Origin of the sequence: Sporosarcina sp. FSL K6-3508, assembly GCF_038615825.1 — a bacterium.
In the GTDB taxonomy this organism is placed as follows: Bacteria; Bacillota; Bacilli; order Bacillales_A; family Planococcaceae; genus Sporosarcina; species Sporosarcina newyorkensis.
In genome coordinates, this window is record NZ_CP152016.1 from 1,972,880 (window position 1) to 1,989,009 (window position 16,130).

The following is a 16,130-nucleotide window of genomic DNA, read 5'->3' on the forward strand; positions in this document are numbered from 1 at the left end:
CGCAAAGAAGAACAATTCTCCTCTCTTTGCGTTATTTATCCTATATTTAGACACCAGAATACGCCATAAAGCCACCATCAACTGGTACTGTAATGCCTGTAACGAAGCTTGAATACGACTCGTCAACTAACCATAACATCGTGCCGAGAAGATCCTTTGGTATTCCGAAACGTTTCATCGGTGTGTTGTTTAATATTTTTTGGGATCGTGCTGTGTGATTTCCTTCTGCGTCAATCAATAAATCGTGATTCTGATTCGTCAAGAAGAATCCAGGTGCGATTGCATTAACACGTAAATTGGATTCAGCAAAATGCACTGCCATCCACATCGTGAAATTATTGATCGCTGACTTTGCTGCACTATAAGCGGGCACTTTCGTCATTGGAGAGAAAGCACTCATCGATGATACATTCAAAATTACTGGAGACTTCTGTTCCAACAAAGCCTTTCCAAATACTTGGCTGGTCAAAAAGGTGCCTGTAAAATTGCTTGCAAATACGTTAGAGAAACCCGACTCATCTAATTCAAAGAAAGACTGATCTACTTCTTTCCCGCTATATGTCTCTTCCGAAGTTATAGCATCAGGATGATTACCACCTGCTCCATTAATTAATATGTTTACTTTAGAAAAGTGTGCAAGAATTTGCTCTCTCGCTTTTTCCAAAGAAGCTCGGTTTAGTACATCCCCTTCAACAGCTATAGCCTGTCCGCCTGCTTCTTGAATTTGGTCCGCAATGAGCTGACCGTTCTCAAGAGTCCGGTTGACAATCGCAATTTTCACGCCTTGTCTCGCGAGCTCAAATGCCATCGCTGAACAAAGCACTCCGCTTCCACCTGTCACTACCGCAACTTTATCGTGTAATTTGTGGTGAATATTGTGCACAGTTACTTCACCCCATTTTTCATATGATATGCATCCCACAGCCCAAGCAAATACATTATTCCGAGTGCACGGTCATATAATCCATATCCAGGTCGGCAATCCTCATTCCATAAATGCCTACCATGATCAGGACGTATATATCCTGTATACTGTTGATCAGCTAAAGTCTGGACCACGCCTGCAATATCGATTGAACCATCTTCTGTGAGATGAGAAGTCTCGATAAAATCACCATTTTCAAAGATTTTCACATTACGAACATGAGCAAATGGAGAATATTTTGCATACTTCTCTGCCAACTTCACCATATTGTTTTCTGGGTTGGCTCCAAGAGAACCAGTACAGAAAGTAATACGATTTGAAGGAGAGTCTGAGATCGCCAACAGTTTTTCCAAGCTATCTCCGCCTGTCATAATACGTGGCAGACCGAAAATAGACCATGGCGGATCATCCGGATGAATCGCCATCTGAATATCACATTCTTCGGCAATCGGTAAAATTGCATGCAAAAAGTATGCTAGGTTTTCCCACAACTTATTGTCATCGACTTCTTTATAGGCTGCAAATAAATCAGTAATCTTTGCAAGTCGTTCCGGTTCCCAACCAGGCATTGTTAAAGTAGAAGATTCGGATATAGATTTCACAAGCTCTGCCGGATCGATCCCTTCTACCTTCGCTTTTTCATAAAACAGTGCAGTTGAACCGTCCGGAAGCGGATGATGCAGGTCGGAACGCGTCCAGTCAAAAACCGGCATAAAATTATAACAGATTACTTTGATACCTGCTTTTGATAAGTTCCGAATCGTTTGCTTGTAGATCTCAATGAATTGATCTCGTTCAGGCAATCCTAGTTTAATTGACTCATGAACATTAACGCTTTCTACTACATCTGCATGAAAACCATGTGAATGGATGTAAGCAACTTCATTTTGAATCTCTTCTTCTGTCCATAATTCGCCAGCTTGTTTATTGTGCAATGCCCAAACAATACCTTTGGTCCCAGGTATTTGCTTTATTTGTTCTAATGAAACGGTATCGTTATCGCGGCCATACCAACGAAAGGTGATATTCATCATGACTTACCCCCCTTTGATTTTTCAATATATTTTTCAGCAAGTTTTCGTACTGCTTCTTCTCCACCAGTTGCATAAGCTTTTGTAAGATCACTTCCAATACCGACTGCTACAGCTCCTGCATCTAGCCATTCTTCTAAATTATTTAAAGAAATACCACCTGTAGGCATGAAGTTTGTATATGGCAACGGACCTTTAAACGCTGATATAATTGAAGGTTGGAATTGATTCGCCGGAAATAACTTCAGAATATCGCAACCGCCTTCCATTGCATTATTCATCTCCTTAATCGTCATGCATCCTGGTAAATAAGGCATGGCATAGCGATTACACATTTTCGCAATTTGTTCATCATAATGTGGGCTCACAACAAATTTAGCGCCAAACAAAATCGCGATACGAGCTGTTTCAGCATCTAAGACCGTTCCAGCTCCAATCACTGCCTGTTCAGCTGATAATCCCTTGAAAACATTCTCGACAGATGGCGTCGTAAAAGTTAATTCAATCGCTGTGATTCCGCCAGAAATGGCAGCTTTCGAAATTTCAATCGCTTCTTCAGCATGAGAAGCACGAATGACTGCCACTACTTTTTGTTCTAGTAAATGTTGGATCACTTGATGTTTTGGAAGCATTTTCTCATCTCCTCAGTCAAAAATAATACATGCTTTACGAACTTGATCTGGATTCTTCTCAATAAAGTCAAAGGCCTCTTGAACATCCGCCAAGTTGAACTTGTGTGTAATCAATCCATTATGTGTAAGTTTTCCTTCATTTAATAACGTAATGATTTTTTCAAATTGATTAGTCTGTAAACGCGAACCAACTACTGTTAATTCTTTTTTCGTAATAGGCAGCTGTGAAACTGAACTTGGTCGCTCATCAAAACCTAGAACGACAACTGTTCCTGCCGGTGAAGCAACCTGAATACCTAGTTCAAAAGTTGATGGCAAACATACTGCATCAATTACAACATTTACGCCTTCATCTTCAGTGATTCTCATGACTTCATCCTCAATTGAAACATTACCAGCGTTTAAAATATAGTCTGCACCATTTTCTTTCGCGAATTGCAGTCTCTTTTCATCTAAATCCGTCATCATGACAATGGCACCCGCTATTTTTGCTAACTTTAAGATGCAAATACCTATCGGGCCACAACCTTGGATTAAAACCGTATCACCCGCCTCAACTTTACCGCGCCAGACAGCCTGAGCACCAATCGTGTAAGGCTCAGCCAAAACAATTTCATCCCAATCTAAGTCTTTGCTAACTTGATGGACTTGACATTCAGGTAGCACAACTACTTCCTGCATTCCACCGTCTTCATGTACTCCGAAAACAGATAAATATTTACATACGTTTTGACGACCTTTTCTACATGCATAACATTTCCCGCAAAATGAGATCGGCTCGATCACTACATGATCTCCTACCTGAACAGTTTTAACGGAGTCACCGATCGCCATCACTTCTCCAGCTACCTCATGACCTACCACGCGTGGATACGTTGCAAGAGGATTGGTGCCGTGGAAAATATGCATGTCCGATCCGCAAATTCCAACTCGCTTCACTTTCACTTGTACGTCAAAACTATCCTTAATTTTTGGACATTCTTTTTCGATAATCACTAATTTATGTGCTTCTGGTACTTGAACTGCTTTCACTTTCAATTCCTTCACCTACTTAAATAGACTTGGTAAATACAATGTAATCTGAGGCACAAATGACACTAATAATAAGATGACTAAACTGACCCCTAGGAATGGCAGCAACTCTTTCGTAGTTTTTCCAATAGAAACTTTTCCGATTTGTGAAGCGACGAACAAACATACCCCTACTGGTGGAGTAGTCAACCCGATTACTAAGTTCAATACCATCATGACACCGAATTGCACTGGATCCATTCCGACTTCCATAGCGACAGGAAGCAATACAGGGAAGAGAATTACGAGTGCGGCAATCGTCTCCATAAAAGTACCGACAAATAGAAGCAAAACATTGATTAAGATAATCACGACGATCGGATTGCTCGAGATCCCTAGAATCGTACTCGCAACCAATTGCGGGATTTGTTCACTAACCATAATCCAACCAAACAAGTTTGCAAACCCTACTAGTAACATAATAGATGCTGTGCTAGTCATAGAAGATAACATGATTTCTGGTATTTTCTTAATAGGAAGTTCTTTATAAACAAAGATTCCAATGACAAGTGCATATAAAACGGCAATGATAGAAGCTTCAGTTGGAGTGAAGAAACCGCCTAATATTCCAACTAAGATAATAACCGTCATAAATAACGCCCAAAAAGCACCCAAGAAACTATTCGTTATTTCTTTGAATGATTTCCGTTCACCTTTAGGATAATTTCTCTTGACCGAAATAATGTAGGTTGGAATCATCAAGCCCAGACCTAAGAGAATACCTGGCAGTGCACCTGCTAGAAAAAGGTCCCCAATCGAGACAGATGCAAGTGTACCTACAATAATCATAGGTAAGGATGGAGGAATAATTGGACCGACCGTTGAAGATGACGCAGTAACAGCTGCAGAGAAGCCTGCTCCATATCCCTCTTTTTTCATAGCCGGTATCATTACTGCACCAATACTTGCAGTATCCGCTAGAGCCGTTCCTGAGATACCCGCAAAGCCCATTGAAGACCCTACATTAGCAAGTCCAAGACCACCTCGGATATGACCAAAACAGTTATTCGCAAACTGAATGATCCGGTCTGTAATGCCACCCGCGTTCATCAAGTTCCCCGCTAAAATGAAGCCAGGAATACAAAGTAAGACGAATGAATTTAGTCCGCCAAACATTCTTTGAGGGATGATCGAAAATGACATATCATTAAGGAATAAATACAATAATGAAGATAAACCTAAACTAAAAGCGACAGGCACTCCTATAAATATCAAAACTAGGAAAGATAGGAATAAAACTAGTGCCATCATTCTTCTTCACTCCCATCTACGTAAGGCTCTTTATTCTGTATTAATTTAACAATTTTTATGACTGAAAATATTGAAATGAACAGACCCATCAAAAAGATTGACGCATGTACAACCGACATCTGAATTGGTAGTGTTGCTGCTTGTTGATTGTGTCCTAGTAACATAAATTTGTACCCTTCATTCGCAATCACAAGAGTTAAAATTAAAATAACGATATAGATTCCTATATCATAAAACTTTCTGACACTGCCTTTCATTTTATTAATCAACAAATCAACATTAATATATTCATTGCGCATCAAAGCTAAAGGTGTTCCGAAACTAATTGCAAATAAGAATAAGTAACGTGTCAATTCTTCTGTCCAGACATAAGAAAACGGCAGAAATCTTGACAGAATTTGAACTGTCACTACAATGATAACGCCAGTAAAGCTCAAAATTGAAAGTGTGCCTAATATGCGTTCCACTAACTTCAACATGGCTGTGATTCATTCCTTTCTTAAGGAAAGGCACAACTAGGTATGGACTAGTCGTACCTTTTGGTTTCTGTATTACTTCGCGTCAAGAATTTTGTCTAGTACTTCATTTTGCTCGTCAGATAATGACTTTTTAACTGCTGGTAACATCGCATCACTAAATTCCTGACGATCTACATCAACAAACTCCATTCCTTTTTCCTTTAAATCTTGCTCAATTGATTCAATTGATTCATCATATAATGAATCACCGAATTCTTGTGCTTCAGCTGCAGCGTCTTTTACGGCTTTTTGTTGTTCTTCAGTTAATGCATTAAATTGATCGTTTCCAACCAATACATAAATCCAAGAATACACGTGTTCAGTACGATTGACATATTTCTGTACTTCATATAGACCGCCACTTTGGATTAAGTCTACTGGATTTTCTTGACCCATGATGACACCTTGCTGCAAACCTGTAAATACTTCGTTAAAGTCGATAACTTGGGGTTTTGCTCCTGCTGCTTCCCACACTTTTAAAAATAGAGGGACATTTGGCACACGCATTGTGAAACCTTTTAGATCAGCTAATGATTCGATTTTTTTATCTGATGTTAGATTACGTGGCGCTCTCAGATGATTATAAAGAGGTGTTAATTTTGCCTTATCCATAATCTGCTCTTCAATTTCTTTTCCTATATCGCCTTCAACCACTTTTTTCACATGATCAATACCGTCAAACGCATAAGGGACAGCCATTAAAGCAGCTTTTGGAGCCCAGTTTTGCAGTGTTTCCCCTGAAACAACCATATCGGCAGATCCAGCTTGAATCGAGTTGATCGTATCTGTTTCTCCACCCAAAGAGTTGTTCGGGTAAATTACAATTTCTATTTGTCCGTCTGTTTTTTCTTTTACGGACTCTGCAAATTTCTCTGCGGTTTTATGCCAAATATGATTTTCGTCTGCTAAGTGACCTAGTTTCCATTTAATAACCTTCTCACTTTTACCACCTGCTGTTTCTTCTGCATTATCTGATCCACAAGCCGCTAACATCAACATTGCGATCATTAAACCTGCAATCCATTTAAATTTTCTCATGTTTTTCTCTCCTTTAGAGTTGTAATCTACTTCCGACATACCTAGCATTATTTCCTCAATCACCCCTTTCAGTAGTCTCTATCTCTCAATTTCTTTTTCACCTTGAATGAATGACTGCACTTCACTCAAATATGGAAGACCTTCATTATCTCCTGAAACGGTTACAACAAGTGCACCAACGCCATTAGCAAATCGCAAAGCCTGCTCTGGTTCAGTGTTATGCAAGTAGCTGTACACGTATCCTGCATCAAAACCATCTCCCGCACCCACTGTGTCGACAACGGGAACATTAAATGCTGGTGCTGAGAACCATTGACCACTTCGATACAACCTAGAACCAGAAGCTCCATCTTTAATAACCAAGTCTGAAATTCCGTACTTTTCCGCAAATTTGGTCAATGATACTTCTGAACTTCCATCTAAAAGGGTGTCAATTTCATCTAAACCAGTTAATAAGATGTCTATATGTGGGAATAGTTCAAAATACACTTTTTTCGCTTCTTCTATTGTCCAAAGCTTCAAACGAATATTGGGATCAAAAGAAACCGGAATACTTTTTTTGTTCGCTAATGAGATAAGTTTTTTTGTAATTACTAGATTTTGTGGATCGATTGCTAGGAATACTCCTGTAATATGTACTAGATCAACAGAATCCAAGCATTCGTCATTAATATCTTCAGGCTTCAGTGTTAGAATAGGTGACTGATGACGATAATAAAATGTCTTTCCATCTCCACTTTCTCTAATCTCTTTAAAGTTAACGGACGTTGGATAACCTTCTACAAAATCAACTTCTGATACATCAATACCTTCACCTCGCGCAAAATTGTAAATCACTCGTCCAAATTCATCTTCTCCCAAACGGCTAATCCATTTACTCTTCATACCAAGTCTTGCACATCCAATAGCGAAGTTTAGTTCTGCGCCGCCGACTTTCCGCTCAAAAGTAGAGACGAATCGCATAGGGCCTGTGGTAAAAGGATTCATCGTTATCATTGAATCCCCTATCGTTAATACATTAAAATTTTTAGACATATTCCCAACTCCTTATTTCTAAACAGACTCCCTTTTTAATAAACGAGGTATGTGTCTCATAACCTCATAATCATCCTCAATATCTTTCGCCTGAATAATTTTTAGCAATAGTTGCGCTGCTTCTTTACCCATTTGAAAAGTCGGCTGCGTGATAACGGTAATGGGGGGTGTAAAAACTTCCAAGAAAGGAGAGTCATCCAAACCAATCACAGCAACATCCTGAGGAATAGTTAAGCTGTTTTTCTTAATGAATTTCATTAATTCCATGAGAGCTAAGTCGTTAATCGCATAAAAAGCATTTGGTCTTTCATCTGCCAACCATAGTCTGTCAAGATCTTCCACTATTTTTGTCCGTTCAGTTGCAACTATCCAGGATTCTTCATATGCCAAGTTAAGCTCTTTCATTCGTCGCTTATATCCTTCAATTCGTTCGATCCGAGGGACTACTTTTCGTTTAATAGAAGTTGAAACAATAGCTATTTTCATCTTGCCTGCTTTCACACATTGATTAATTGCAATTTCCGAAGCTTTGTGGTTGTCCAACATGATCGTAGGGTAATAAGCTCCTTCTGTCTTTCTATCCAAAAATACGATCGGAAAATTGGACTTACGTAAACTTGCGTAGACATCTTCATTTCCTACTGTTGGAAAAATGATTAGACCGTCTACTTGTTTTGCCTGTAGCATTTTAATATACGAACGTTCTTTCTTAGGATCATCATCCGCGTTGCAAACAAATACATGAACCCCTTGTTCTTCACATACATCCTCTATCGCACGAATGATTTCATTCGAAAACGTGTGCAAGATATTTGCAACAATGATACCAATAGTGTTAGATTCTTTCTTTTTCAAACTTCGCGCCATATTGTTCGGTATGTAACCCAGCTCTTCAATAGATTCCTCGATTTTTACTTTGGTCGCTTCCGCCATAAATTCAAATCTATTGTTAATAAATTGTGAAACAGTACTTTTGGAGACGCCTGCTTTTTTTGCGACATCAGCCATAGTCACTTTCATTTCACTTCACCTTTTTCTTTTTACTAAACCGGTTTAGTAAACCGATTTAGTAAAAGTATAAATGCAAACGTTTTCAAAATCAATAGTTATTATTCATATTATTAAAATATTTAAAAACGAATATTAACTTGCCTAACTAATACCGAAAGACAGACAAGTTTATATTCGTAAATATTGGCTTTTAACTTTTATTTATAAACAGTGGTTGTTATGCATGTATTGCTTCCTATTCCCATGATCAAACCATTTGATATCTAACCTTCAAACTAGCACTCACCGTAATCGTTCCCGACTCAATCGGCGTCCCCCCTGCTTCCGCCATCGTAACAGCACGAAAGGCAACCGGCTGTGCAACATGTTGTTCTTCAATTTTCACTGGAATTGGTCGATTGGGCAGCTTTAGCGAAGAACCGATCGTCACCATCTTTGTTTCGGCGTCTTGCAGTGCCTGCGCAAGAGCTTTTTGATAGTATTCGCTTTGATCTTGGATCGTAAATTGGATTGAGCCAATTTGGTTCACACCATTCGAAACAGCAGTGTCCACCACTTCACCTACACGTGAAATTTCACTGATTGTAACGCGTATTGTATTGACGACTTCATAACCTTTGAAGATTTGTACGCCATCCACGTAATCATAGACAGGATGAATCTGATAATCGATCGTTTGGATAGAGGATTCCGGGACGCCCATAGCGACCAATGAGCTGATGACATTGTTCATCCGATCCGCATTTTCTTGCTGAATTTCATTTAATTCATTTCCTCTCGAATTGACCATCATAATAATATGAACGGTGTCGGGAGTTACCTTCACCGCCCCTTCCCCCCAAACAGTTATGGAACGGCTTTGCTGATCATGATAAGACGCATTATACATTTCCATCACTCTCCTTTTCTATTAATACATTGCTATGCGTCAGCTAGTCCCTTTCATACTAAGCAAATCGTGAAAACAGCTTTTAATCATATAGAAAAGAGCCGAAATCATAAAGACTTCAGCTCTTTTATCGGTTCATCCTTCAACAGGTGCGTTCAAGGTTTCAGAGAAGCGAACGAAATAATCAAGCGCCCCTGGATTCGCCATAGCATCCGGGTTTGCTGCTTGCTCTACTGGAATCCCCGTAATTATTTTTCGTATAGGCACTTCCATCTTTTTACCGGTAAGTGTATAAGGTACTTGCTGGATTGGAAAAATAGCGTCCGGTACGTGCTTCGGCGAAACACCTTCTCTTATCTTTTTATTAATTCTCGACTTTAATTCTTCGTCGAATAAAACCCCTTCTTTTACCACGATAAATAATGGCATATACGATCGGCTATCCGGTAAATCTAAATTCACAATAATGCTATCTTGGATTCCTTCGAGTGATTCTACCGACGCGTAAATTTCACTTGTCCCCATCCTGACCCCGTTGCGGTTTAATACAGAGTCGGACCGACCGTAAATTACGCAAGTACCCCGCGAAGTTATCTTCAAATTATCTCCTTGCCGCCAAATTCCCTCATACGTGTCAAAGTAGCTTTCCAGAAGCCGCTCATTTTGTTCATCATTCCAAAAATAAATCGGCATGGACGGCATCGGCTGCAGTACAACTAATTCCCCAACATCATCCACGACAGAAACTCCTGCTTCGGAGAATGCGTGGACATCTACGCCAAGGCCGCGGACTTGCATTTCTCCCGCGTATACCGGCTCTGTCGGTACACCCGACACGAACCCCGAACAAATATCGGTACCCCCACTTTGAGAGGAAAGCCATAAATCGTCTTTCACATTCTGATAAATCCACTCAAAGACATCTGGACTTGCCGGCGCGCCGCTTAATATAATGGAATCAATAGCCGAAATATCATATTGCTCTTTTGGCGTTAGGCCTGCTTTCTTCATTAAATTAATGTACATCGGGCTGGCACCAAAGACAGTAGCTTTCGTCTTTTCTGCTAACTCCCACAACTTTCCGATCGATGGATAAGCCGGATTCCCATCATACAGGATGATAGACGAACCTGTAAGCAATCCACTCGTTAATATATTGAACATCATCCACCCTGTCGTTGTATAAAAGAGCAAGCGGCTATCCGGAGTCAAGTTTGCATGGAAGGTTAAAATCTTATATGATTCCAATAAAATTCCGCCATGACTATGCACAATCGCTTTTGGAATTCCTGTCGTGCCGGATGAGTACATAATTTGCAGAGGGTGGTCAAATGGCACTTTTTCAAATGTAAATTGGGCTACCGAGACTGCTGCGGGCTCATTGATCACATCATTCCAGATTAACGCATCTTTCGTAGGTCCTACCTGTTCTTCTGCATATAAATATGGTACATGAATCACATGCTGAACACTTGGCAAACGCTTTACAATGTCACGAATCTCTTCACGCCGATCAAAGGTTTTACCAGCATACTGATACCCATCGATCGTCAACAATAGCTTCGGTTCGATTTGCTGAAGGCGATCCAGCACACTTCTGCTGCCAAAATCCGGTGAACAACTTGACCAGATCGCACCGATGCTCATTGTAGCCATCATTGCTACAACGGTTTCCGGTATATTCGGCAAGTAGGCAGCTACACAATCTCCAGGTTTGACCCCAATCTCTCGTAATTTCGTCGCTAAGGTCACGACTTGCTCTTTAAATGTCCCCCATGACATTTCTCCGAGCGGACGAATTTCAGATTCATGAAAAATCGCAGTTTTCTCATTAGCGCCCTGTCGGAAAATATGCTCCACGTAATTTAGTGTTGATCCCGAAAACCAGTTAGCGCCCGGCATTCTCTTCGTGTCTAGTACTTGTTTATAAGGAGAAGCTGAATCAATAGCGAAGTAGTTCCATATCGATTCCCAAAAATCCTCTAGTTCATTTACAGACCATTGCCATAGTGAGTTATAGTCAGAGACCTCTAATCCTCTCTCTTCCTGCAACCAATTCATATAGTGTGTAATGTTCGCTTGTTCTTTGTAGGATTCACTTGGTTTCCAAAGTATTGTTCCTTCTATCGCCATCCCGATTCCTCCCTCTGTAGCTTATCTATATACAAACTGAATGTATTCGCTTTCATTAACTATACTACTGTTGTTTTAATAGTTCGTCAATTCAAGGTTTTCTTGTTTTCAAACCAAAAAGCTTATCTGCAGTACATCCTGTCTGCAGATAAGCTTTTCAATTATTCATCGACAAATTTACCATAATTGGGCACAGCTACATTTTTAAACCGATTGGCTAAGTTGTCTAATTCTATTTGCAGCCATGAAGCATCCGTAACCGGTACGCCATGACCTGTAATCGCAATTTCTGGTTTGAGAGCAGCCAATGACTTGACTGATTGTTCTGCACTTTCCCAATCGGGAGTCAAATAGCGTGGTGGACCGTTCATCTCCAGTTCTTGGGTAAACACTTTGTAAAGTGAATCCTGTTTCACTGTAACGAATGCATCTCCTGCAATCAGCGCATGATCTGATTCTCTAAATAGTGATACATGTCCTGTTGAGTGACCCGGCGTATGGATCCATTTCCATCCCGGCATGAACGGTACAGAATGATCAGTTGGTAAGACATGCGCCCGTTCTCCAATATCTACGGCTTCGATTGGAAACATAAAAGACATTTTGGCTACCATGCCACCTTCTACCAAAGTATCAGGTTGTGGATAGTCTTGCTTACCCGTAATATAAGGCATTTCAAGCTCGTGGGCGTAAACCGGGACGTCTTTCCATTCCTCCAATACATCAATCAATCCACCCACATGGTCGAAATGTGCATGTGTCATGATAATCGCTTTTGGAGGTCGGTGAGAACCAAACCGTGCAACTGCGGCTTCCACAATTTTTTTCCCGGATTTAGGCATTCCTGCGTCAATCAGGACCCAATCTCCCTCGTCAGGTTTACCATAAAAGATGATGTTCACAATTTGTATCGTATGACAATACAGGTCAGGCGTTACCTCTACACCTTGATTACTCTTTTCTGAAGTAACCGGTTGAAAACGCTCAGTTGATGAACTTCTTTCCATTATTGTAGCCTCCTGTCCATTAATCTAACAATCGGTTGTTGTGGTCTACTTCCATGACTTTTGCTTCCTCTGCAGAAACAGCAGAGTGAAGAATTCCTTTACCTCGGCAGACACTGCAGGCATATTGCCAACCTTCATCGTCCGCTAACATTCCTGCACCTTCACATGCCTTACATGTACTTTCTCGATCAACCATTTTATAATACCCCCTCTTTAATTAAACATGCGTCTCATCTTGTCGAGCTTTTGCCCAATTAATCATGCCACCTTCGAGCATGACATCAATTTGCCTCTCCGACATGCTGTGTCGAACAAGAATTTGACGATTTTTCCCTTTTATGGCAATCAGAAATTCTTTTGCACTCTTCACCGCTTCACGTAAATTACTAAGTTGAAGAACGTCTCCATTTTCTAACAACTTATAATCATCTGGATCGACAAAGGTTAATGGAAGTACACCAAAATTAACTAGGTTTTGCCAATGTATGCGGGCAAAGTCTTTTACTAATGCTACCCGTAGACCAAGATATCTTGGTGCTAGAGCGGCATGTTCCCGACTCGAGCCCTGCCCATAGTTAGAACCTGCGACAATGGCATGTCCGCCTTCCAAAGTACTTGCTTTGGCTCGCGAGTAATAGGTACGGTCGATTATCTCAAATGCAAATTTACTGATTTCAGGAAGATTACTCCGATAAGGCAAGACACGCGCTCCTCCTGCGAGGATTTCATCGGTTGAAATATTATCATTCATCTTTAGCAATATTGGAATTTCAAGTTCGTCTTTTAATTCATCCATCTCCGGAATCAACGCGATATTCGGTCCCTTGTATAGTTCCACTTTTCGAGCTTCCTCATATGGCAATGGTTCTGTCAATAGTTTCGTATCCACGGTAGGCGTTTCCGGGTCTTTTACTAGCGGATACGGCATACCCAAAGTTCTCGGATCTGTAATTTCTCCATTCAGAACGGATGCTGCAGCTGTTTCCGGACTACACAAAAACACGCTATCCTCGAGTGTTCCCGATCTGCCCGGGAAGTTCCGCGGTGTTGTCCGTAAGCTATTCCGCCCAGTCGCTGGGGCTTGTCCCATACCGATACAGCCATTACAGCCAGCTTGGTGCAACCGTGCGTCCGCTTGAAGAAGATTGGCGATATGCCCTTCTTTAACTAAATCAGTTAGGAGTTGTCTGGAAGTTGGGTTAACATCGAAAGAAACACCTTGTTTCGCCCTTTTCCCTTTAACAATTTCAGATACGATAGCAAAATCACGATAACCCGGATTTGCCGAGGAACCGAGATATGATTGATAAATGGGTGTACCGGCAACTTCAGATACAGGAACAACATTTCCGGGGCTTGAAGGCTTAGCGATTAAGGGAACGAGTTCTGATAAATTAATTTCTTCATTCAAGTCATAAGTTGCGCCTTTATCCGCTGTAAGTTCTGTCCAATCTTCTTCTCTCCCCTGAGTCTTTAGAAAATGTTTTATCTCTTCATCTGATGGGAAGACAGTCGTGGTGGCACCTAATTCAGCCCCCATATTGGCAATCACATGCCGATCCATGGCACTTAGATGGTTCAACCCCGGGCCATAATATTCAATGATCTTACCTACGCCGCCTTTGACATCATAACGCCTTAACATTTCCAGTATGACATCTTTGGCACTTACCCAATCAGGTAATTCACCAGTCAATCTCACACCCCATACTTGTGGCATTTTAATATAAATGGGTTTGCCGGCGATCGCCAGCGCGACATCCAAACCGCCTGCACCCATCGCCAGCATCCCCATACAACCGTTCGCGCAAGTGTGACTATCCGAACCCAGCAAGGTCTTCCCAGGTTTTGCAAGCCGTTGCATGTGTACAGGGTGGCTAACTCCATTGCCAGGTCGGCTATAATACAATCCAAATCGCTGTGTGGCGCTCTGCAAAAATAAGTGATCATCCGCATTCTTGTTGTCTACTTGAATGACATTGTGGTCTACATATTGGGCGGATGCTTCTGTCTGTGCACGCTTTACACCCATTGCCTCCAGCTCTAACATCACCATTGTACCGGTTGCATCTTGTGTAAGTGTCTGGTCAATCTTCAATCCAATCTCTTCTCCGTGTTTCATTTCCCCGGAAATTAAATGTGATTTAATTAGCTTTTGTGTAACATTTAAAGCCACTATACTCCGCCCTTTCAAAGAGTCATACTATTTAAAACGTATACCCAAAATCTGCTTTCTAAACACCCGAACAACGGACATGCAAAAAGCCTGCCCTTTCAAGTCGAGTTTTATGCAGTTTCAGCATAACTAGTATGTACTATAGCACTTCTATTTCGAACTCAATTAGCTGGCTTTTCATATAATAGATAAAAGAATAAGGGGGGTTATTTGGGTGGATAATGACTTCTTTCAAAACGAAGGTGTTAGCGATAAACAAATTGCGGAAATCGCTTTTCTTGGTGAAGCTTTCGGGTTTCTTGGCGATGCACTGACCACGTTTTCCGCCTACTTAGCACTACAGCAAATTTCAAAAGAACCTGAATCAGCGAATGATCCGGATAAATTGGAGATGCAACAGCAAATTGAATATTTAATGAAAGAAGTAGAACGGTTAAAAAAACAGCAACGTTAAATCCATTGCAACGAAAAATAAGCTGAATACAAAAAAGTTTTCAGCTTGGATTGCTTACTATATTGACCTGTTGTACATCATGCAATGTAAATACGAAGAATATCACTCGACATTAGGACCGAACACTCGATTATGAATATCCTCAGCCTTTCTCATTTCAATTCGATTCAGCAACGTCTTTTTCCAATTGGTCGCAAGCTCAGGAACTGCTGCAAGTGCAGCAGCTTTTTCGAAGTTCTCTCGCTCTATATGCATGACCTGATTACATTTTTCAATTGTCCATTCTGGAGCGACACGATCTCTCAGTTGAAATGTCTGACCCGCCCCGACAAAGCCCACCTGGAGAACACGATAATACCAACCCGTGCGGCCTGAGTTTTGCAGAAGTACAGCCAAATCTTGTATACGGAATCTACGGGCAGGCTTCCAGCATGGCTGACGCGGCTGGGACACCTGTATCACGGCTTCCCCAACTTCATAGATATCACCAATCGCAACGTCAGATTCCTGCAAATTAATAGTAGAGAAATTTTCTCCCATGCCGCCCGGCTTGATTTCCGAATTACAGAGCTTGTTTTGCCAATAATGATAATGCTCGGATGGATAGGAAAACACAGCTTTTTCAGGACCCCCATGGTGTTTTAAATCCGCCTGCTCATCCCCTTCCAGATTGGTCATTCCTAAAAAGATCTGTCCGTTAAAAGGCTCTTTAAAGATGGAGGTTTTCCATTCACGTTCCATCGGATGATCTGTATTTTGCTGCCCTATCACTTTTGGTTTCCCAACAAAAATAGACGCTATTTCTGCAGGCTGTTTTTGATATATATTCATCTGATTCCCTCCTTCCTTCATTGATGATTGCAGGATACGTTGAAAAGCCCTTGGTCGATGAACCGACCATAGGACCCTGAGGAATGAATGAAACAAGACACTTAAAATGTAATAAAACCTTTTTGCAT

The 16,130-nt window shown here is 41.0% G+C and carries 16 protein-coding genes; 1 reads left to right on the top strand and 15 read right to left on the bottom strand.

The window, feature by feature from the left end; genetic code table 11:
* Nucleotides 1–46 precede the first annotated feature (46 nt).
* From MKX97_RS09705 to MKX97_RS09770, 14 genes are all read right to left on the bottom strand, one after another.
* Nucleotides 47–883: an SDR family oxidoreductase gene (locus tag MKX97_RS09705; RefSeq protein WP_342535861.1), complete on the bottom strand. Its 837-nt coding sequence runs from the start codon at nt 881–883 to the stop codon at nt 47–49.
* Between the two features lie 2 nt (nt 884–885).
* Nucleotides 886–1,956 (bottom strand): mannonate dehydratase, encoded by a 1,071-nt coding sequence (gene uxuA / locus MKX97_RS09710; protein ID WP_342537501.1) that lies wholly within the window; start codon nt 1,954–1,956, stop codon nt 886–888.
* The gene (locus MKX97_RS09715; RefSeq protein ID WP_342535862.1) at nt 1,956–2,588 is read right to left on the bottom strand and encodes a bifunctional 2-keto-4-hydroxyglutarate aldolase/2-keto-3-deoxy-6-phosphogluconate aldolase; all 633 of its coding nucleotides are present in this window, start codon (nt 2,586–2,588) and stop codon (nt 1,956–1,958) included. The genes uxuA and MKX97_RS09715 overlap by 1 nt, the downstream gene beginning before the upstream one ends.
* 12 nt (nt 2,589–2,600) lie before the next feature.
* The gene (locus MKX97_RS09720; protein ID WP_342537502.1) at nt 2,601–3,620 is read right to left on the bottom strand and encodes a zinc-binding alcohol dehydrogenase family protein; all 1,020 of its coding nucleotides are present in this window, start codon (nt 3,618–3,620) and stop codon (nt 2,601–2,603) included.
* 15 nt (nt 3,621–3,635) lie between these two features.
* On the bottom strand, nt 3,636–4,910 hold the full coding sequence (locus MKX97_RS09725; RefSeq protein ID WP_078816797.1) for a TRAP transporter large permease: 1,275 nt from the start codon (nt 4,908–4,910) through the stop codon (nt 3,636–3,638).
* Nucleotides 4,907–5,389, bottom strand: coding sequence for a TRAP transporter small permease (locus MKX97_RS09730; RefSeq protein ID WP_342535863.1), 483 nt, complete (start codon nt 5,387–5,389; stop codon nt 4,907–4,909). The genes MKX97_RS09725 and MKX97_RS09730 overlap by 4 nt, the downstream gene beginning before the upstream one ends.
* A 72-nt stretch (nt 5,390–5,461) precedes the next feature.
* Nucleotides 5,462–6,466, bottom strand: a complete 1,005-nt coding sequence (locus MKX97_RS09735; RefSeq protein WP_342535864.1) for a TRAP transporter substrate-binding protein — start codon at nt 6,464–6,466, stop codon at nt 5,462–5,464.
* A 78-nt stretch (nt 6,467–6,544) separates the two neighbouring features.
* Entirely contained in the window at nt 6,545–7,501 is a 957-nt protein-coding gene (locus tag MKX97_RS09740) for a sugar kinase (protein WP_078816800.1), read from the bottom strand.
* 18 nt (nt 7,502–7,519) lie between these two features.
* A complete protein-coding gene (locus tag MKX97_RS09745; RefSeq protein ID WP_078816801.1) occupies nt 7,520–8,521 on the bottom strand; it encodes a substrate-binding domain-containing protein in 1,002 nt (333 codons plus the stop codon).
* A 238-nt stretch (nt 8,522–8,759) separates the two neighbouring features.
* A complete protein-coding gene (locus MKX97_RS09750; protein ID WP_221836525.1) occupies nt 8,760–9,401 on the bottom strand; it encodes an SIMPL domain-containing protein in 642 nt (213 codons plus the stop codon).
* A gap of 135 nt (nt 9,402–9,536) precedes the next feature.
* On the bottom strand, nt 9,537–11,534 hold the full coding sequence (locus tag MKX97_RS09755; protein WP_342535865.1) for an acetoacetate--CoA ligase: 1,998 nt from the start codon (nt 11,532–11,534) through the stop codon (nt 9,537–9,539).
* Nucleotides 11,535–11,695: 161 nt separating this feature from the next.
* Nucleotides 11,696–12,541 (bottom strand): MBL fold metallo-hydrolase, encoded by an 846-nt coding sequence (locus tag MKX97_RS09760; protein WP_009497527.1) that lies wholly within the window; start codon nt 12,539–12,541, stop codon nt 11,696–11,698.
* A 19-nt stretch (nt 12,542–12,560) separates the two neighbouring features.
* Nucleotides 12,561–12,737, bottom strand: coding sequence for a hypothetical protein (locus tag MKX97_RS09765; protein ID WP_009497528.1), 177 nt, complete (start codon nt 12,735–12,737; stop codon nt 12,561–12,563).
* Nucleotides 12,738–12,758: 21 nt separating this feature from the next.
* A complete protein-coding gene (locus tag MKX97_RS09770; RefSeq protein WP_342535866.1) occupies nt 12,759–14,717 on the bottom strand; it encodes an aconitate hydratase in 1,959 nt (652 codons plus the stop codon).
* Between the two features lie 214 nt (nt 14,718–14,931).
* On the opposite strand from MKX97_RS09770, the gene MKX97_RS09775 reads away from it, so the two are divergent.
* Nucleotides 14,932–15,171, top strand: coding sequence for a hypothetical protein (locus MKX97_RS09775; protein WP_342535867.1), 240 nt, complete (start codon nt 14,932–14,934; stop codon nt 15,169–15,171).
* 102 nt (nt 15,172–15,273) lie between these two features.
* Here the strand turns inward: MKX97_RS09775 and MKX97_RS09780 are convergent, their stop codons facing one another.
* A complete protein-coding gene (locus MKX97_RS09780; RefSeq protein WP_342535868.1) occupies nt 15,274–16,002 on the bottom strand; it encodes an MOSC domain-containing protein in 729 nt (242 codons plus the stop codon).
* Nucleotides 16,003–16,130: the final 128 nt, after the last annotated feature.